The sequence below is a fragment of the Cellulosimicrobium composti genome, assembly GCF_009711085.1.
GTDB lineage: Bacteria > Actinomycetota > Actinomycetes > Actinomycetales > Cellulomonadaceae > Cellulosimicrobium > Cellulosimicrobium composti.
In genome coordinates this window covers 1-17,736 of the sequence record NZ_WMKA01000040.1, presented here as the reverse complement: position 1 = coordinate 17,736, position 17,736 = coordinate 1, and the positions used below count along the sequence as shown (strand labels likewise).

General features: G+C 74.1%; 18 protein-coding genes. 8 read left to right on the top strand and 10 right to left on the bottom strand.

The window, feature by feature from the left end; all coding sequences use genetic code 11:
• Nucleotides 1-200: 200 nt before the first annotated feature.
• Both GJV82_RS14725 and GJV82_RS14720 read left to right on the top strand, forming a co-directional pair.
• Nucleotides 201-1,274 carry a LacI family DNA-binding transcriptional regulator gene (locus GJV82_RS14725; protein WP_231492846.1) on the top strand — a complete coding sequence of 358 codons (1,074 nt, stop codon included), beginning with the start codon at nt 201-203 and terminating at the stop codon, nt 1,272-1,274.
• A gap of 169 nt (nt 1,275-1,443) precedes the next feature.
• Entirely contained in the window at nt 1,444-3,264 is a 1,821-nt protein-coding gene (locus GJV82_RS14720) for a glycoside hydrolase family 13 protein (RefSeq protein WP_155099745.1), read from the top strand.
• 151 nt (nt 3,265-3,415) lie between these two features.
• Here GJV82_RS14720 and dusB read toward each other — a convergent pair whose 3' ends face one another.
• A complete protein-coding gene (gene dusB / locus GJV82_RS14715) occupies nt 3,416-4,651 on the bottom strand; it encodes a tRNA dihydrouridine synthase DusB (protein WP_155099744.1) in 1,236 nt (411 codons plus the stop codon).
• Nucleotides 4,652-4,802: 151 nt separating this feature from the next.
• Here dusB and GJV82_RS20530 point away from each other — a divergent pair, with 151 nt between their 5' ends.
• Nucleotides 4,803-4,925, top strand: coding sequence for a hypothetical protein (locus GJV82_RS20530; protein ID WP_263971413.1), 123 nt, complete (start codon nt 4,803-4,805; stop codon nt 4,923-4,925).
• A 118-nt stretch (nt 4,926-5,043) separates the two neighbouring features.
• Here the strand turns inward: GJV82_RS20530 and GJV82_RS14710 are convergent, their stop codons facing one another.
• A complete protein-coding gene (locus GJV82_RS14710) occupies nt 5,044-6,447 on the bottom strand; it encodes a glycine--tRNA ligase (protein WP_034604426.1) in 1,404 nt (467 codons plus the stop codon).
• Nucleotides 6,448-6,602: 155 nt separating this feature from the next.
• On the opposite strand from GJV82_RS14710, the gene GJV82_RS14705 reads away from it, so the two are divergent.
• The 5 genes from GJV82_RS14705 to GJV82_RS14685 are packed head-to-tail and all read left to right on the top strand — an operon-like array spanning nt 6,603 to nt 10,304.
• Nucleotides 6,603-7,577 carry a metal ABC transporter substrate-binding protein gene (locus GJV82_RS14705; RefSeq protein ID WP_155099743.1) on the top strand — a complete coding sequence of 325 codons (975 nt, stop codon included), beginning with the start codon at nt 6,603-6,605 and terminating at the stop codon, nt 7,575-7,577.
• Nucleotides 7,574-8,398 (top strand): metal ABC transporter ATP-binding protein, encoded by an 825-nt coding sequence (locus GJV82_RS14700; RefSeq protein WP_155099742.1) that lies wholly within the window; start codon nt 7,574-7,576, stop codon nt 8,396-8,398. The genes GJV82_RS14705 and GJV82_RS14700 overlap by 4 nt, the downstream gene beginning before the upstream one ends.
• A complete protein-coding gene (locus GJV82_RS14695) occupies nt 8,395-9,360 on the top strand; it encodes a metal ABC transporter permease (RefSeq protein ID WP_155099741.1) in 966 nt (321 codons plus the stop codon). The genes GJV82_RS14700 and GJV82_RS14695 overlap by 4 nt, the downstream gene beginning before the upstream one ends.
• Nucleotides 9,357-9,749 (top strand): Fur family transcriptional regulator, encoded by a 393-nt coding sequence (locus GJV82_RS14690; protein ID WP_034604503.1) that lies wholly within the window; start codon nt 9,357-9,359, stop codon nt 9,747-9,749. Before GJV82_RS14695 ends, GJV82_RS14690 begins: the two co-directional genes overlap by 4 nt.
• Before the next feature lie 3 nt (nt 9,750-9,752).
• Nucleotides 9,753-10,304, top strand: coding sequence for a DedA family protein (locus tag GJV82_RS14685; protein WP_318657683.1), 552 nt, complete (start codon nt 9,753-9,755; stop codon nt 10,302-10,304).
• Nucleotides 10,305-10,338: 34 nt separating this feature from the next.
• Here GJV82_RS14685 and GJV82_RS14680 read toward each other — a convergent pair whose 3' ends face one another.
• The 8 genes from GJV82_RS14680 to GJV82_RS19510 all read right to left on the bottom strand — a co-directional run.
• Nucleotides 10,339-10,716 (bottom strand): VOC family protein, encoded by a 378-nt coding sequence (locus GJV82_RS14680; RefSeq protein ID WP_155099740.1) that lies wholly within the window; start codon nt 10,714-10,716, stop codon nt 10,339-10,341.
• 57 nt (nt 10,717-10,773) lie between these two features.
• Complete coding sequence (locus GJV82_RS14675; RefSeq protein WP_115942768.1) at nt 10,774-11,565, bottom strand: isoprenyl transferase; 792 nt, start codon at nt 11,563-11,565, stop codon at nt 10,774-10,776.
• Nucleotides 11,565-12,371, bottom strand: a complete 807-nt coding sequence (gene recO, locus GJV82_RS14670) for a DNA repair protein RecO (RefSeq protein ID WP_318657682.1) — start codon at nt 12,369-12,371, stop codon at nt 11,565-11,567. Before recO ends, GJV82_RS14675 begins: the two co-directional genes overlap by 1 nt.
• Before the next feature lie 52 nt (nt 12,372-12,423).
• Nucleotides 12,424-12,996 carry a TetR family transcriptional regulator gene (locus GJV82_RS14665; protein WP_318657681.1) on the bottom strand — a complete coding sequence of 191 codons (573 nt, stop codon included), beginning with the start codon at nt 12,994-12,996 and terminating at the stop codon, nt 12,424-12,426.
• Nucleotides 12,997-13,080: 84 nt separating this feature from the next.
• Nucleotides 13,081-13,791, bottom strand: coding sequence for an ABC transporter ATP-binding protein (locus tag GJV82_RS14660; protein ID WP_024840852.1), 711 nt, complete (start codon nt 13,789-13,791; stop codon nt 13,081-13,083).
• On the bottom strand, nt 13,788-14,906 hold the full coding sequence (locus GJV82_RS14655; RefSeq protein ID WP_024840851.1) for an ABC transporter permease: 1,119 nt from the start codon (nt 14,904-14,906) through the stop codon (nt 13,788-13,790). The genes GJV82_RS14660 and GJV82_RS14655 overlap by 4 nt, the downstream gene beginning before the upstream one ends.
• 113 nt (nt 14,907-15,019) lie before the next feature.
• The gene (gene leuA, locus GJV82_RS14650) at nt 15,020-16,801 is read right to left on the bottom strand and encodes a 2-isopropylmalate synthase (RefSeq protein ID WP_155099739.1); all 1,782 of its coding nucleotides are present in this window, start codon (nt 16,799-16,801) and stop codon (nt 15,020-15,022) included.
• A gap of 283 nt (nt 16,802-17,084) precedes the next feature.
• Nucleotides 17,085-17,736 (bottom strand): variant leucine-rich repeat-containing protein (locus GJV82_RS19510; RefSeq protein WP_225873377.1); only part of this gene is annotated, 652 nt, incomplete at its 5' end.

Here is a 17,736-nt window from a genome sequence, read left to right as displayed (position 1 = left end):
GCCCTGATGCGACGACGGTAGAGCGCGAGGTGGCACGCGTGCAAGTCGTTGCGGTAACTTTCATGCAACGCTTTGCAGGGCGCCGTCCGGCGCCCACCACCTCCCCCGGCCGACGGGTCCGCGCGTCTCCCCAGGAGATCCGCGGCTCGCCGACCGGACGACCAGGACGAGGAGGTCCGGTGTCCCCTACGCTTCCCCATGTGCGCACCCGTCTCAGCGATCTCGCCGCCCAGGCCGGCGTCTCCACCGCGACGGTCTCGCGCGTGCTCAACGGGAAGCCCGGCGTCGCGAGCGAGACCCGCCAGGCGGTCCTCGCCGCGCTCGACGTGCTGGGCTACGAGCGCCCCTCGACGCTGCGCACGCGCTCGGCGGGCCTCGTCGGGCTCGTCGTCCCGGAGCTGACCAACCCCGTCTTCCCGGCGTTCGCCCAGACGATCGAGACGCTGCTGTCCGAGCACGGCTACACGCCCCTGCTGTGCACCCAGTCGCCCGGCGGCACGACCGAGGACGACTACGTCGACATGCTCATGGACCACGCGGTCGACGGCATCGTCTTCGTCTCCGGCCTCCACGCCGACACCCAGGCGAGCCACGAGCGCTACGAGCGGCTGCGCAGCCGCGGCATCCCGATCGTGCTCGTCAACGGCTTCGCCGAGGGCATCGACGCGCCGTTCGTCTCGCCCGACGACGTCGCGAGCGTCGAGCTCTCGGTCCGCCACCTCGTCTCGCTGGGCCACCGCAGCATCGGCCTCGCGATCGGGCCCGACCGCTTCGTCCCCGCGCGCCGCAAGCTCGCGAGCTTCACCGACTCGCTGGTCCGGCACGGCCTCGTGGCGGACGCGGACGCGGCGGCCGAGCACGTCGTCGTGACGCTGTACACGGTCGAGGGCGGCCAGGCCGCGGGCGGCGAGCTCATCGACTCGGGGCACACCGCGATCGTCTGCGGCTCCGACCTCATGGCGCTCGGCGCGATCCGGGCGGCCCGCTCGCGCGGCCTGCGCGTGCCGCAGGACGTGTCCGTCGTCGGCTACGACGACTCGCCGCTCATCGCGTTCACCGACCCGCCGCTCACCACGGTCCGGCAGCCGGTGAGCGCGATGGCGCACGCCGCGGTGAGCGCGCTGCTCACCGAGATCGCGGGCGAGCGCGCGCCGCGCACCGAGCTGCTGTTCCAGCCCGAGCTCATCGTGCGCGACTCGACGGGTGCCGCGCCGGCACCGGTCGCGGACGACGCCGCGGCACCCCTCGCCCCCACGGGCGCCCCCACCGCCTGACGCGACCCCGGCGTCGTCGCGGGCCCGTGCCCGCGTGGCCGCGGGTCTCGCCGACACCCCACCGCAAGCGCTTACACTCGTCAGGAACGGGGTCCGGCCCCGCGCGACCTGCCGAGCGCAGCACCCGAAGAAGATCCCTGACACCACGCACGTGAGGACCGACTGCTCGATGACTCGTATCGATTCGACGACCGCCACGGCCACCGCCCCGGCCCCCCTCAGCACCGGGGCGCTCGTGCACGCCGGCCCGGGCGAGGCGCCCGAGTGGTGGCGCGACGCGGTGATCTACCAGGTGTACCCGCGCTCGTTCGCGGACGGCGACGGCGACGGCGTCGGCGACCTGCCCGGCGTCACGTCCAAGCTCGACCACCTGGCCGAGCTCGGGGTCGACGCGGTGTGGCTCAGCCCGTTCTACCGCTCGCCGCAGAAGGACGCCGGGTACGACGTCGCCGACTACCGCGACGTCGACCCGCTGTTCGGCACGCTCGCCGACTTCGACGAGCTGCTCGCGCAGGCGCACGCACGCGGCATCCGCGTCGTCGTCGACCTCGTCCCGAACCACACGTCCGACCAGCACGCGTGGTTCCAGGCCGCGCTCGCCGCGCCCGAGGGCTCCCCCGAGCGCGCGCGCTACGTCTTCCGCGACGGCAAGGGCGAGCACGGCGAGCTCCCGCCGAACAACTGGCAGTCGATCTTCGGCGGCCCCGCGTGGACCCGCGTCACCGCGGGCGCCGGCGCCCGCCCGGTCACCGGTGCCGAGGGCGAGACCCCCGGCCAGTGGTACCTGCACCTGTTCGACTCCTCCCAGCCCGACCTCGCGTGGGACAACCCCGAGGTCCGGGAGGAGTTCGAGCAGGTCCTGCGGTTCTGGCTCGACAAGGGCGTGGACGGGTTCCGCGTCGACGTCGCGCACGGCATGGTCAAGGCCGACGGCCTGCCCGACTGGGACGGCACCGTGTCCATGGTGGAGGGCACCGCCGACGACGAGACCGACCCGGGCGCGCCCGAGGACGGGTCGACGGGCGCCGGGACCTCCGGCCCGATGTTCGACCAGGACGGCGTGCACGAGATCTACCGGTCCTGGCACCGCGTCCTCGCCGAGTACGACGGCGACCGCGCGCTCGTGGCCGAGGCGTGGGTCGAGCCGCTCTCGCGTCTCGCGCGGTACGTCCGCCCGGACGAGATGCACCAGGCCTTCAACTTCTCGTTCCTCACGACCGCGTGGTCGGCGGCACCGCTGCGCACGGTGATCGCCGCGTCGCTGCGCGCGAACGACGAGGTCGGCGCCCCCACCACGTGGGTCCTGTCCAACCACGACGTCGTGCGGCACGCGTCGCGCCTCGGTCTCGCCGACCCCGGCCTGCGCCCGAACGGCATCTTCGCGCACGACCCGCAGCCCGACGAGGAGCTCGGCCTGCGCCGGGCGCGCGCCGCGACGCTGCTCATGCTCGGCCTGCCCGGGTCGTCGTACCTGTACCAGGGCGAGGAGCTCGGCCTGCCGGAGCACACGGCCCTGCCCGACGACGTCCGCGAGGACCCGGCGTTCTTCCGCACCCAGGGCGCCGAGGCCGGCCGCGACGGCTGCCGCGTGCCGCTCCCCTGGCACGCCGACGCCCCCGGGTACGGGTTCGGGCCGACCGGCCGGACGTGGCTGCCCCAGCCCGAGTCGTACGCGCGCTACGCCGCCGACGTGCAGCGCGGCGTCGAGGGCTCGACGTACGAGACGTACCGCGCCGCGCTCGCGACGCGCCGCGCCGAGCGCCTCGGCTCCGGCACGCTCGCGTGGGTCGAGGACTACAGCGACTCGGCGGACGTCGTCGCGTTCCGCAACCGCGACGTCGTCGTGCTCGCGAACCTCGGCACCGAGCCGGTCGTGCTCCCGCGCGGGGTCGAGGTGCTCGTCGCGTCGGGCCCGGTCCTCACGGACCGCTCGGCCGTCCCGCAGTCGCGCGTCCCGTCCGACACGACGGTCTGGCTCCGCGCGCTCTGACGCCACGCGCCGCTCATGACGACGGCCGGGACCCGCGAGGGGTCCCGGCCGTCGTCGTCGGTGGAGGTGTCGTAGCGCAGGTCTCGGCGCTCGCAGGGCGCCGGTCGCGCCGCGACGCGCCGGTCGCGCCGTGCCCCGTCGCGAGCGGCGGTCAGCCGCCCGAGACGCTCAGCTCGGCCTCGCGCAGGCGCTCCTCGTGCTCGGCGTCGAGCTCGCGCGAGTCGAGCCAGCCGTAGGGCAGGTGCGGCGTCTTGGGCGACCCGGCGCGGCCGCGCTGACCCTCGGCGGCCTCGCCCGGGTAGGGGGCGTCCTGGTCGAGCGCGTCGAGCAGCTCGCGCAGCTCCGCGAGGGTCGAGACCATCGCGAGCGCGCGGCGCGCGTCCCCGCCGACCGCGTAGCCCTTGAGGTACCAGGCCATGTGCTTGCGCAGGTCGCGCATGCCCTTGCCCTCGTCGCCGTCGAAGTACTCGATCATGAGCTCGCCGTGCCGGTAGATCGTGGTCGCGACCTCGCGCAGCCCGGGACGCACGCGCTCGGGACGGCCCGCGAACGCGGCCGCGAGATCGGCGAAGAGCCAGGGGCGGCCCTGGCAGCCGCGCCCGACGACGACGCCGTCGCAGCCCGTCTCGCGCACCATGCGCACGGCGTCCTCGGCGGACCAGATGTCGCCGTTGCCGAGCACGGGCACGCTCGTGACGGTCTCCTTGAGGCGGGCGATCGCGGACCAGTCGGCGGTGCCCGAGTAGTGCTCGGCGGCCGTGCGCGCGTGCAGCGCGACGGCCGCGACGCCCAGGTCCTCGGCGATGCGGCCCGCCTCGAGGTACGTGAGGTGGTCGTCGTCGATGCCCTTGCGCATCTTCACGGTGACGGGCACGCCGTACGGGCGGGCGGCCTCGACGGCTCCGCGCACGATCGCGGTGAAGAGGTCGCGCTTCCAGGGCAGGGCCGCTCCCCCGCCCTTGCGCGTGACCTTCGGCACGGGGCAGCCGAAGTTGAGGTCGACGTGGTCGGCGCGGTCCTCGGCGACGATGATGCGCACGGCCTCGCGCACGGTCACGGGGTCCACGCCGTACACCTGGGCCGAGCGCGGCGTCTCGTCCGCGCCGAACGTCACGATGCGCAGCGCCTCGGGGTTGCGCTCGACGAGCGCGCGGCTCGTCACCATCTCCGCCACGTACAGGCCCGGGTCGTCGCCGCCGCTCGCGCCGGCCTCGCGGCACAGGGTGCGGAAGGCGCGGTTCGTCACGCCCGCCATCGGGGCGAGCACGACCGGGGTCTCGACGACGATCGGGCCGATCCGCAGCGGCCCGAGGACCGGGCCGGTGCCGGGGGCGGCAGCGTCGGTCGCCGGGCTGAGGGCAGGAGCGGGTGCAGTCACGCGCTCCATTCTCCCATCCGGCCGGGCGGGCGCCGGAGCCCGTTCGACGAGCGAGCGAAGAGAAGTCGTGGCACGGTGGTGACGTCCGGGCAATCCAGGCCGGACATGGACGAAAGGGACGACATGCCTCTCTGGCTCATCCCTGGTCATCGTCGGCGCCGTGCTGCTCATCCTCGGCGTCGCCATCGAGGCCGCGAAGGTCCTCATCTGGATCGGCATCATCGTGCTGGTCGTGAGCCTCGTGATCGGTCTGCTCAACCGAGCGAAGGGCGCGGCTCGTTAGCGCGAGGCCGTAGGGGGCGACGCGTCCCGACGAGACGCGACGAAGGGGCGGGACCGCTGGTGCGGTCCCGCCCCTTCTGTGCGCCCGGCCCGGCCCGCGCGCGGCCGCGCGCTGCGCGTCAGGCGCCGAGCAGGTGGCCGGCGAGGTACTCGGTGACCTTGTCGAGCGCGACGCGCTCCTGGCTCATCGAGTCGCGGTGGCGGATCGTCACGGCCTGGTCGTCGAGCGTGTCGAAGTCGACCGTGATGCAGAACGGCGTGCCGATCTCGTCCTGCCGGCGGTAGCGGCGGCCGATCGCGCCGGCGTCGTCGAAGTCGACGTTCCAGTACCTGCGGAGCTCGGCCGCGAGGTCCTTCGCCTTGGGCGAGAGCTGCTCGTTGCGGCTGAGCGGGAGCACGGCGGCCTTGACCGGCGCGAGGCGGTGGTCGAGGCGCAGGACGGTGCGCTTGTCCACGCCGCCCTTCGCGTTCGGCGCCTCGTCCTCGGTGTACGCCTCGACGAGGAAGGCCATGAGCGAGCGCGTGAGGCCCGCCGCCGGCTCGATGACGTAGGGCACCCAGCGCTCGTTCTTCGTCTGGTCGAAGTACGACAGGTCCTTGCCGGAGTGCTCCGCGTGGGTCTTGAGGTCGAAGTCGGTGCGGTTCGCGATGCCCTCGAGCTCGCCCCACTCCGAGCCCGAGAAGCCGAAGCGGTACTCGATGTCCACCGTGCGCGTGGAGTAGTGCGACAGCTTCTCCTGCGGGTGCTCGTACAGGCGCAGGTTGTCGCGCGAGATGCCGAGGTCCACATACCAGTCGGTGCGGGTGTCGATCCAGTACTGGTGCCACTCGGCGTCCGTGCCGGGCTCGACGAAGAACTCCATCTCCATCTGCTCGAACTCGCGCGTGCGGAAGATGAAGTTGCCCGGCGTGATCTCGTTGCGGAACGACTTGCCGATCTGGCCGATGCCGAACGGCGGCTTCTTGCGGCTCGCGCCCATGACGTTGGCGAAGTTCACGAAGATGCCCTGCGCGGTCTCGGGGCGCAGGTAGTGCAGCCCGGACTCGTCCTCGACCGGGCCGAGGTACGTCTTGAGCATCATGTTGAAGTCGCGGGGCTCGGTCCACTGCCCGCGCGTGCCGCAGTTGGGGCACACGATCTCGGCGAGGCCGCCCTCGGGCGCGCGGCCCTTCTTCTCCTCGAACTCCTCGATCATCTGGTCCTCGCGGAACCGCTTGTGGCAGTGCAGGCACTCCGTGAGCGGGTCGGTGAAGACGCCGACGTGGCCGGAGGCGACCCACACCTGGCGCGGGAGGATCACGGACGAGTCGAGGCCGACGACGTCGTCACGGCTCGTGACCATCGCGCGCCACCACTGCTTCTTGATGTTCTCCTTGAGCTCGGTGCCGAGCGGCCCGTAGTCCCACGCGGAGCGGGTTCCGCCGTAGATCTCGCCCGAGGGGAAGACGAACCCGCGCCGCTTGGCGAGGGAGACGACGGCGTCGAGACGGGCGGTGGGCGAGGGCGCTGCGGCCACGGACATCACTCCTGGTGCTCACGGCCCCGCACGTGGCTCGTGGGGGCTGGTCGGGTGGGCGACGCCCGCACGGGCGCCGACCGACCAGCGTACCCGGCCGTGGGCGACGTCACCCGGAAACGGTTTTGACATCCATTCTCAAGAAGGCGGAGACTGGGTCCATGCACCGCTCCCCCGCACGGCCCCGCCGCGCCCTGATCGCCTCTGCCGCCCTCGCCTGCGCCGCGCTCGTCGCGTCATGCTCCCCCGGCGGCGGCGGAGGCGGTGACGACGGGCGGCTCCAGGTGCTCGCGTCCTTCTACCCGCTCCAGTACGTCGTCGAGCAGGTCGGCGGCGAGCACGTCGCCGTCTCCAACCTCACGCCGCCCGCGGCGGAGCCCCACGACCTCGAGCTCGCCCCCGCGCAGGTGCGCAGGATCGGCGACGCCGACCTCGTCGTCTACCTCTCGGGCTTCCAGCCCGCGGTCGACGAGGGCATCGAGCAGCGCGCGCCGGAGCACGTCGTCGACGCCGCGGAGTCCGCCGGGCTCGAGGAGCACCCGGGCGAGGACGCCGGCGCGCACGCCGGCGAGAGCGCCGAGGAGCACGCCGAGCACGCGGACGACGGCCACGACCACGGCCCGACCGACCCGCACTTCTGGCTCGACCCGACGCGCCTCGCCGCGGTGGGCGACGCGGTCGCGGCCGAGCTCGCCGCCGTCGACCCCGAGCACGCGGACGACTACGCCGCCGGGGCGGCCGCGCTCACCGCGGACCTCGACGCCCTGGACGCGGAGCTCGCCGAGGCGCTCGCGCCGTGCGCCGGCGCGACGCTCGTGACGTCGCACGAGGCGTTCGGCTACCTCGCGGAGCGCTACGACCTGCGCCAGGTCGGCATCTCTGGCATCGACCCCGAGGCCGAGCCCTCGCCCGCGCGCCTGCGCGAGGTGGGTGAGGTCGTCCGCGAGAACGGCGTGACGACGCTCTTCTTCGAGACCCTCGTCAGCCAGAAGGTGACCCGGACGCTCGCCGACGACCTCGGCGTCGGGACCGCGCTGCTCGACCCGCTGGAAAGCCTCGCGGAGGGGGCGACGGACTACCGTGAGGTGATGGAGTCCAACCTCGAGGCGCTCACGGACGGGCTCGTCTGCGCATGAGCGACGCACCGGAGCTCGTCGCAGCACGCGACGTCCACGTGACCCTCGGCGGGAGCGAGATCCTGCGCGGGATCGACCTGTCGGTCCGTGCGGGCGAGGTCGTCTCGCTCCTCGGCGCGAACGGCTCGGGCAAGTCGACGCTCGTCCGCGCGCTCGTCGGGATCGTCCCGCTCTCGCGCGGCTCCGTCGACCTGTTCGGCACGCCGCTCGGGCCGCGCCTGCCCTGGCAGCGCCTCGGCTACGTCCCCCAGCGTGTGAGCGCGCCGTCGGGCATGCCGTCCACCGCGGCCGAGGTCGTCGCGTCGGGACTCCTCGGCGGCGGCCGCCTCCGGCTCCCGCGCGGGTGGCGCGCGCGCACGACGGAGGCGCTCGACCTCGTGGGTCTCGCCGACCGCGCCGACGACTCCATCGCGGAGCTGTCCGGCGGCCAGCAGCAGCGCGTGCTCATCGCGCGCGCCCTGGTCCGGCGGCCCGACCTCCTCGTGCTCGACGAGCCCGTCGCGGGCGTCGACAAGCCGAGCCAGGAGGCGTTCGCCGCGACGATGACCCGGCTCGTGGACGACGGCCTCACCGTCCTCGTGGTGCTCCACGAGCTCGGTGCGCTCGCGCCGCTCGTCGAGCGCGCGGTCGTGCTGCGCCACGGGCGCGTCGTGCACGACGGCGCCCCGCCCCGCGCGTCGTCCACCCACGCGGGCGCGACGCACCAGCACCTGCACCCGCACGAGCCCGCGGACGGCGACAACCCGGGTCCGGAGACGGGCCTCGCCGACACCCTCAACCCCGACCTCACCGCGGGCCACGCACCCAGGACGGCCTCATGACCACCGTGCTCTCCGAGCTCCCCCTCATGCTCACCGACCCGCTCATGCAGCGTGCCCTGCTCGCCGCGCTGCTCGTCGGCGTCAGCGCGCCCGTCGTGGGCACCTACCTCGTGCAGCGCAAGCTCTCGCTGCTCGGCGACGGCATCGGGCACGTCGCGCTCACCGGCGTCGCGCTCGGGTGGCTCGTCGGCGCCGCGACGGGCGTCGTGCCCGACGACGCGCTCGCGATCCCGGGCGCCGTCGTCGCGGCCGTCCTCGGCGCCGTGGCGATCGAGGTCGTGCGCGAGCGCGGCCGCACGAGCGGCGACCTCGCGCTCGCGCTCCTGTTCTACGGCGGCATCGCCGGCGGCGTGCTGCTCATCGGCCTCGGGGGCGGGTCGTCGGGGAGCCTCATGCAGTACCTCTTCGGGTCGATCTCCACCGTCACGCCCGCCGACCTCGCGCTCACGGTCGTGCTGAGCGTCGTGATCCTCCTCGTCGGCCTGGGCCTGCGCGCGGCGCTGTTCTCGGTGAGCCACGACGAGGAGTTCGCGCGCGCGTCCGGCCTGCCCGTGCGCACGCTGAACGTCGCGGTCGCGGTCGTCGCCGCGCTCACGGTGACCGTGTCGATGCGCGTCGTGGGGCTGCTGCTCGTCAGCGCCCTGATGATCGTGCCCGTCGCGGTCGCCCAGCTCGTCACGCGCTCGTTCCGGCGCACCATGCTCGTCGCGTCCGTCGTCGGCGTGGCCGTGTGCGTCCTCGGGCTGTCCTTCACGTACTGGAACAACGTCTCGCCGGGCGCGGCGATCGTGGTCCTCGCGATCGCGACGTACCTCGTCGTCGCCGTCCTGCGTCCCCTGTGGGTCCGGCGCCGCCCGCGCGTCGCCCGCGACCCGCACCCGGACATCCCCGACGACCTCGAGCTCGACCTCGTACCCTCGGGGGCGAACCGCACCACCGGAGGTGACTCGTGCAGCGCATGACCCGCCAGCGCGCCGCCGTCTCGGACGCGCTGGAGGACCTCGACGACTTCCGCAGCGCCCAGCAGCTCCACGAGATCCTGCGCCGCCGCGGCGACAACGTCGGCCTCGCGACCGTCTACCGCACGCTCCAGAGCCTCGCGGACGGCGGGGACGTCGACGTGCTGCGCACCGAGGAGGGCGAGAACCTCTACCGGCGGTGCGAGCGGCGCGAGCACCACCACCACCTCGTGTGCCGCGTCTGCGGCCGGACGGTCGAGATCGACGGCCCGACCGTCGAGGCGTGGGCCAACCAGGTGGGCACGTCCCACGGGTTCGTCGACATCCAGCACACGATCGAGCTGTTCGGCACGTGCGCGGGGTGCGCCGACGCCGCCTCCGCGCAGGACTGAGCGGTGCCCGACGCGCTGGACGGCGCCCCGTTCGCCGCGCTCTTCGCCTTCTTCTTCGCGGTCGCGTTCGTCCGCACGCAGGCGACGTACTGGGTCGCGCGCCTGGTCACGACGTGGACGCTCGACCGCACCCGGCCCGTGAAGCCGTGGGTCGCGCGCGTCCACGCGTGGCTCTCGGGGCGCTCGGCCGCGCGCGGGATCGAGACGGTCCGCCGCTGGGGCGTGCTGGCCGTGCCCGCGTCGTTCCTCGCGACCGGTACGAAGACGGTCGTCAACGCGGCCGCCGGCGTGGTCCGCATGCCGTTCGGCCGGTACCTCACCGCGATGGTCGTCGGGTGCGCGATCCACGCGACGATCTACGCGACGGTCGGCTGGGCCGTCTGGTCCGCGGCCCTCGCGTCCGCGACGGGCTCGCCCTGGGGCGTCGCCGCTCTCGTGCTCCTCGTGGGCGCGCTCGTCGGGCTCGTCGTCGTCACGGTGCGACGGCGCGGCGCCCGGCGCGCGGACGGCGTCGCCGCGACCCGCGCGGAGGACTCCCCGCGCGACGTGGCCTGACGGTGCCCTGCCGCGTCCGCGTGACCGGCGCGGCTCAGGTCAGCGCGGTCGCCGCCGCGTCGGCTGCCCCCACGCAGAACTGGTTGCCCTGCGGGTCGGCCAGCACGGCCCAGCGGTAACCCGGCATCGTGTGCTCCGCGACGAACGTCGCACCCTGGGCGACGAGCGCGGCGACGTCCGCGTCGCGGTCGGTCGTGGCGAGGTCGAGGTGCAGCCGGTTCTTGCCGGGCGTCGGGTCCTCGACCCGCTGGAACCCCAGGACCGGCGCCGACGACCCCGGCGCGGGCACGACCTCGAGGAACGAGCCGTCGGACTCGTCCACGACCGTCCCGCCGAGCCGGCGCGCCCACCACTCGGCGAGGGGCCGCGGGTCGGCGGAGTCGACGGTCACCATGCCGATGCTCAGAGCCATGCGGCGCACGCTACCGGCGCCCGCCCACGCCCACCGTCCCGGACACGGCCGCGCAGGTCAGCCGGCGCCCCCGACGGCGTCCACGGCGCCGCCGTACCGGCGGTCGCGGCGCGCGTACTCCTCGACGGCGCGCCACAGCGACCGTCGGTCGACCTCGGGCCAGGGCTCCGGGAGGAACACCAGCTCCGCGTAGGCGGCCTGCCACAGCATGAAGTTCGACGTGCGCTGCTCGCCCGAGCTGCGCAGGAACAGGTCGACGTCCGGCAGGTCGGGCTCGTCGAGGTACTTCTGGACGGTCCGCTCGGTCACCTTGCGCGGGTCCAGGCGCCCCGCGGCGGCCTCGCGCGCGATCGCGGCCGCGGCGTCGGCGATCTCGGCACGCCCGCCGTAGTTGACGCACATCGTCAGCGTGCAGACGTCGTTGTGCTTGGTCTGCTCCTCGGCGATCTCGAGCTCCTTGACCACCGACGCCCACAGGCGCGGACGGCGCCCCGCCCACCGCACGCGCACGCCCCACGAGTCCATCTCGTCGCGCCGGCGCCGGATGACGTCGCGGTTGAAGCCCATGAGGAACCGGACCTCGTCGGGCGAGCGCTTCCAGTTCTCCGTGGAGAACGCGTACGCCGAGACGTGCTTGACGCCGATCTCGATCGCGCCCGCGACGACGTCGAGCAGCGCCGCCTCGCCCGCCTCGTGGCCCGCCGTGCGCGGCAGCCCCCGCGCGTTGGCCCAGCGCCCGTTGCCGTCCATGACGACCGCGACGTGGTTCGGCACGAACTGCGCCGGGATCGCCGGCGGTCGCGCACCGCTCGGGTGCGGGAACGGCGGCTGGTACGTGCGCCGCGCCATCAGGCGTCCGCCCCGCTGCCCGGGAGCGGGCGGTCCGCTCCGGCACCGGCGGGACCCGCGAGCGGGGCCGCGGGCGCGTCCCGCTCGACCATGCGCAGTGATCGCAACGTTCTCTCCAGGTGGTATTGGCTGTACGCGGCCACGAGGCCGCTCGCTTCCTTGCGGTGCCGCGCGTCCGACGCGTCGGCGGTCGCCCACTCCCCCGCGAGCAGCGCGGCGAGGAGGGCGAAGGTCTGGGGGGCGGGCGCCGTCGACCCGGGCGGGCGGCAGCGCGAGCACACCGCGCCGCCCTGCGCGACGGCGAACGCGTGGTGCGGCCCGGGCTCGCCGCAGCGGGCGCAGTCGACGAACGACGGCGCCCAGCCCGCGACGGCGAGCGCGCGCAGGAGGTAGGAGTCGAGCACGAGGCCGGGTGCGTGCGCGTGCTCGGACAGGGCCCGCAGCGCGCCCGCGAGCAGCCAGTACTGCTGGACCGCGGGCTCGCGCTCGTCGGCGACGAGGCGCTCCGCGGTCTCCAGCATCGCCGCGCCCGCCGTGTAGAGGGCGTAGTCCTCGCAGATCCGCCGCGCGTACGGGCCGATGGTCTCCGCCTGCGTCACCGTGTCGAGCGAGCGGCCTGCGTAGAGCTGGACGTCGACCACCATGAACGGCTCGAGCCGCGCCCCGAAGCGCGACGACGTGCGGCGCACGCCCTTGCCCACGGCGCGCACCTTGCCGTGCTCGCGCGTGAGGAGGGTGACGATGCGGTCCGCCTCGCCCAGCTTCTGGGCGCGCAGGACGATCGCGTCGTCTCGGTAGAGGACCACTCCCCCATTGTCCGTCACGCCGCCGACAGCGCGTGCACGCCGTGGCGGCGCGTCAGGCGGGCGGCACGCACCCGAGGACGGCTCGCACGCGGTCCAGCACCGTCTCGGCGTCCTCCCCCGCCTCGACCTGGCGCGCCGCGGCGAGGACGACGGCGTTGACCAGCTCTGCCGCGCGGGTCGCGTCGGGCACGCCGAGGTCGGTGAGCGCCGCGGCGAGCGGCACGAGGATCGTCGCGTGCATCTCCGCGCTCTGCTGCGCGAGCACCTCGCGCCCCGCCTCGGTGCGCAGGGCCGCGACGACCGCGTGCTCGCCCTCCTCGACGAGGAGCAGGTTCTCGCGCGCGTAGGCGACGACCGCGTCGCTGGGCGAGGCCGCCCCCGCCACCGCGGCCGTGATGCGGGCCGACCAGCGCGGGACGACGTCGGCGACCACGGCGTCGACGAGCTCCTCGCGCGACCGGAAGTACTGGTAGACGCTCGACCGCGCGAGTCCCGCGCGCGCCGCGACGGCGGCGAGCGTGAACGTCCCGCCCTCGGCGCCGATCAGCTCGCGCGCGGCGTCGAGCAGGGCTCGCAGCTGCGCGGCGCGGTGCTCCGCGACCGTCGGTGCGTCGATCTTGGGCACGTCTTCTCCTCCTCGCGGCGACCCGGCGGGTCCATCATGCCCGAGGAAGGAGGCTCCTCGGACCGGGCCCGCCGGGTCCGCCGGTCAGGCCGTCGCGGCGGGGACGCCGAGGCGGCCGTCGACCATCTCCACCACGCGGTGGCAGTGCTCGAGCACGTCGTGGTCGTGGGTGACCATGATCGCGCCCGCGCCGTACGACTCGACCTCGCGCGCGAGGAGCTCGACGACCTCGTGGCTGCGCGCCCGGTCGAGGGCCGCCGTGGGCTCGTCGACGAGGAGCAGCGCGGGGCCCGCCACGAGCGCGCGGGCGATGCCTACGCGCTGGCGCTCGCCGCCCGACAGCTCGCTCGGGCGGCGGTCGGCACGGTGCGTCATGGACACGGAGTCGAGCAGCGCGCGCGGGTCGCGCGCCCGCGGGTCGCTCTCGGCGATGCCCGCGATCCGCAGCGCGAGGCGCAGCTGGTCCACGCACGTGAGGGCCGGCAGGAGGTTCCCGGACTGGAAGACGAAGCCGATGCGCTCGCGCCGCAGCCGCGCGCGCTCACGCTCGTCGGCCGCGCCGAGGTCGACGCCCTCGAGGCGCACCGTGCCGGACTCGGGCGCGGTGAGCGCACCCGCGACCGCGAGCAGGCTCGACTTGCCGGAGCCGGACGGCCCGACGACCGCGACGAGCTCGCCCGGGGCCACGCTCAGGCTCACCTCGTCGAGCGCGACGACCGTGGAGTCGCCGTCGCCGTGCCGCAGGGTCACCCGGTCGATCTCGAGGACCGGGGTGTCGGTGGTCGTGGTGCTCATCGCTGCCCTCCCAGGGCGGTCAGGGGGTCGACGGAGGTGACGCGCGCGACGGCGACGGCGGCCCCGGCCATCCCGAGCACGAACAGCAGGGCTCCGGCCAGCACGAGGTCGGCGGCCTGGAGCGCGAACGGCATCGGCGAGGCGGACAGGCCCGCGCCCGCGGCGATGCCGAGGCCGAAGCCGACGGCGATCGACCCGAGGAGGAGCACCGCGGCCTGGCCGAGGCTGTCGGCGAGGAGGAAGCGGCGCCGCGCGCCCATGGCGCGCATGACCGCGATCTCGTGGCGGCGCTGGATCGTCCACACGGTGAAGAAGGCGCCCACGACGAGCGCGGAGATCGCGTAGAGGAAGACCTGGATCAGCAGGAGCGTCGCGGTCTCGGCCGTGTAGCCGGGCGAGGCGCCGAACGACTCGGAGAGGGTGCGGGTCACGGTGCCCGCCGCGGCGTCGGCGGCGGTCCGGTCGAACGCGTCGTCGGTGCGCAACGCGACGGCGGTCGCGACGGCGGGGACCTCGTCACCGGGGCCGTCGGCACCGGCGATGAGCTCCTGCCACGTGCTGAGCGGGAGGTAGGCGACGTCGACGTGCCCGAACGTGTGCTGCCCGTCGAGCACGCCCACGACGGTGAGCGTGCGCTCCGGACGGTCGAGCGTGACGGTGTCACCGACGGCCAGCCCGTCCTCGGCGGCGGTCTCCGAGATGACGATCCCGTCGGCCGCGCCGACGGCGTCGCCCTCGGCGAGCTCGGTGGGCGCGACGAACGACCCGGGCTCGACGCCGACGAGCGTGAGGTCGACCGGGGAGTCGTCCTCGCGGTGGGCGTTGGCCAGGAGGAGCCCGTACGGCGCGGCGTCGACGACACCGGGCTGCTCGGCCATCGTGTCGACCTGGTCGACGTCGATCACGGAGCGCGTGAACGCGGCGTCCGTGCCGGTGCCCTCGGCGAACGCGAAGTCGGTGACGGGCGTGCGCTTGAGGCCGGAGACCCCGTCGTTGACGAGTCCGGCGGAGAGGCCGGAGAGCAGGACGACGAGGATCGCGACGAGCGCGACCACCCCGCCCATGAGGAGGAAGCGGGTTCGCGCGAAACCGAGCTCGCGCAGCGCGAGGAACATGGACGACCTTCCGAGGTTTACCGACAGTGCGTCGGTAAACATACCAACGCGGCGTCGGTACATGCAAAAGAGCGGCCCGGACGATGCTCGTCCGGGCCGCCTTCCGACTCGCGTCAGACGGTCGCGCGCTCCGCGCGGTTCACCGCGGACACGATGGCCTTGAGCGACGCCGTCGTGATCGACGGGTCGATGCCGACGCCCCACAGGACGTCGTCGCCGACCTGGCACTCGACGTACGCCGCGGCGGTCGCGTCGCCGCCCTCGGACAGCGCGTGCTCCGCGTAGTCGAGCACGCGGACGTCCACGCCCACCTGCGCGATCGCGTCGACGAACGCGGCGACCGGGCCGTTGCCCGTGCCCTCGAGCGTCAGCTCCTCGCCGCGGTCGAGCACGTCGACGCTCAGCGTGTCCGGGCCCTCCTCGCTCGACGACGCGCGCGTCGCGCGCAGCTTGAGCCGGCCCCACGGCTCCAGGCCCGAGCCCGGCTCGACCGGCAGGTACTCGTCCGAGAAGATCCGCCAGATGTCGTCGCCCGTGACCTCGGTGCCATGCTCGTCCGTGTGCTGCTGCACGGCCTGGCTGAACTCGATCTGCAGGCGACGCGGCAGGTCCAGGTGCCGCTCGTTCTTCAGCAGGTAGGAGATGCCACCCTTGCCCGACTGCGAGTTCACGCGGATGACGGCCTCGTACGAGCGGCCGACGTCCTTCGGGTCGATCGGCAGGTACGGGACGGCCCAGACGAGGTCGTCGACGCTCTTGCCCTCGGCCTCGGCGTGCACCTCCATCGCGTCGAAGCCCTTCTTGATGGCGTCCTGGTGGGAGCCCGAGAAGGCGGTGAACACGAGGTCGCCCGCGTACGGGTGGCGCTCCGGCACGGCGAGCTGGTTGCAGTACTCGACGGTGCGCCGCACGTGGTCGATGTCGGAGAAGTCGATCTGCGGGTCGACCCCCTGGGAGAACAGGTTCATGCCCAGCGTGACCAGGCACACGTTGCCCGTGCGCTCGCCGTTGCCGAACAGGCAGCCCTCGATGCGGTCGGCCCCCGCCTGGTACCCCAGCTCGGCGGCCGCGACGGCGGTGCCGCGGTCGTTGTGCGGGTGCAGCGACAGCACGACGTTCTCGCGGTGGTTGAGGTGGCGGTTCATCCACTCGATCGAGTCGGCGTACACGTTGGGCGTCGCCATCTCGACCGTCGCCGGCAGGTTGATGATGACCTTGCGGTCGGGGCGGGGCTCGAAGACCTCCAGCACCTCGTTGCAGATGCGGGCCGCGAACTCGAGCTCGGTCCCGGTGTACGACTCGGGCGAGTACTCGTAGTAGACCGTGGTCTCCGGGACCGTCTCCTCGAACTTCTTGCACAGGCGCGCGCCGTCCACCGCGATCGCGATGATGCCGTCCTGGTCGGAGCGGAACACGACCTCGCGCTGCAGCACCGAGGTCGAGTTGTACAGGTGGACGATCGCCTGCTTGGCGCCCTTGATCGCCTCGTACGTCCGGGCGATGAGGTGCTCGCGCGACTGGGTGAGGACCTGGATCACGACGTCGTCGGGGATGCGGTCCTCCTCGATGAGCATCCGCACGAAGTCGAAGTCGGTCTGCGAGGCGGACGGGAACCCGACCTCGATCTCCTTGTAGCCCATCTCGACGAGCAGCTCGAACATGCGCAGCTTGCGCTCCGCGTTCATGGGCTCGATGAGGGCCTGGTTGCCGTCGCGCAGGTCGACCGCGCACCAGCGCGGGGCCGTCTCGATGCGCTTGTCGGGCCACGTGCGGTCCGGCAGGGAGACGTCGATCTGCCGGTGGTACGGCAGGTACTTGTGGATCGGCATCCCGGACGGCTGCTGCGGGTTCACGTCCGCGGCGGGGGTCGTCCGGGTGGGGGCTGAGGCGTTCATCGGCGTCCTTCGGGTCGTCCTGATCGGTGTCAGCCGGCACACCAACCACCGCGACGAGGAACCGGCTAGAGAGCCTCGCCGCGGCAACGAAGGAGGAGCTGCCGCATCAGGTGCACGACGCCACTGTACTCCTCCGCCGCGCGTGCGCCGCGGACGTCCGCTCCGCGGGCACGTCGTGCCGTCGCCGCGGTCCGCCTCGGGTGCGTGGCCGTCCCGGTCCGGGCGCGACGGCGCCCGGCCGCCTCCGCGCGGGAGGGCGACCGGGCGCCGGGTGCGGTCCGGCTCAGCCGCGGCGCGAGCGCAGCGCGGCGTCGACCGCCGGGTCCCCGAGGTTCCCGAGCCACTCCAGCAGGGCCGGGTACGTGGACGGGTTGGCCGCGACCTGCGGGCGCAGGTGCGGGGCGTCCTGCACGATCTGCGCGAGCACCTCGAGCGGCGTGCTCGGGTCGAGCGCCTGGGCCGCCGTGAACCCCTCGGGCTGCGCCGGCGCTGCGGACGGCTGCTGCGGCCGGGCAGCGGGCTGCTGGCCGTGGCCCTGCGGCGCGTACGCGTCGTACCCCTGCGGGGCGTAGCCCTGCTGCGGAGCGCCCTGCTGGTCGTACCCGTGCTGGCCGTAGCCCTGCTGGGGAGCGGCCTGCTGGCCGTAGCCCTGCTGCCCGTACCCGGGCTGCGCGGTCGGCTGCGGCCCCGTGCCCGGCTGCTCCTCCTGGTAGGCCGGGAGGACGGCGGTCGACGGCCCCTGGTCGGGCGCGAGGCCCGGCCGCGCGGCGTACCCGCTGCGGTCGGGCTCGACCGGCTGGACGGGGAGCACCTCGGTCGAGTCTCCGCCGTCGGGCGACCAGCGGCCCTGCCCGGGCTGCTGCGCGGCGACCGGGCCCGTCGGCGCCGCCGCGGGGTACGCCCCGGCGGGCGGTGCGGTGGCGGGCGCGACGCGC

Coding starts and splice junctions, on each gene's coding strand:
- GJV82_RS14720 (WP_155099745.1), top strand. CDS start 1,444: ATGACTCGTATCGATTCGACGACCGCCACGGCCACCGCCCCGGCCCCC.
- dusB (WP_155099744.1), bottom strand. CDS start 4,651: ATGGAGCGCGTGACTGCACCCGCTCCTGCCCTCAGCCCGGCGACCGAC.
- GJV82_RS14710 (WP_034604426.1), bottom strand. CDS start 6,447: ATGTCCGTGGCCGCAGCGCCCTCGCCCACCGCCCGTCTCGACGCCGTC.
- GJV82_RS14705 (WP_155099743.1), top strand. CDS start 6,603: ATGCACCGCTCCCCCGCACGGCCCCGCCGCGCCCTGATCGCCTCTGCC.
- GJV82_RS14700 (WP_155099742.1), top strand. CDS start 7,574: ATGAGCGACGCACCGGAGCTCGTCGCAGCACGCGACGTCCACGTGACC.
- GJV82_RS14695 (WP_155099741.1), top strand. CDS start 8,395: ATGACCACCGTGCTCTCCGAGCTCCCCCTCATGCTCACCGACCCGCTC.
- GJV82_RS14690 (WP_034604503.1), top strand. CDS start 9,357: ATGACCCGCCAGCGCGCCGCCGTCTCGGACGCGCTGGAGGACCTCGAC.
- GJV82_RS14680 (WP_155099740.1), bottom strand. CDS start 10,716: ATGGCTCTGAGCATCGGCATGGTGACCGTCGACTCCGCCGACCCGCGG.
- GJV82_RS14675 (WP_115942768.1), bottom strand. CDS start 11,565: ATGGCGCGGCGCACGTACCAGCCGCCGTTCCCGCACCCGAGCGGTGCG.
- GJV82_RS14660 (WP_024840852.1), bottom strand. CDS start 13,791: ATGAGCACCACGACCACCGACACCCCGGTCCTCGAGATCGACCGGGTG.
- GJV82_RS14655 (WP_024840851.1), bottom strand. CDS start 14,906: ATGTTCCTCGCGCTGCGCGAGCTCGGTTTCGCGCGAACCCGCTTCCTC.
- leuA (WP_155099739.1), bottom strand. CDS start 16,801: ATGAACGCCTCAGCCCCCACCCGGACGACCCCCGCCGCGGACGTGAAC.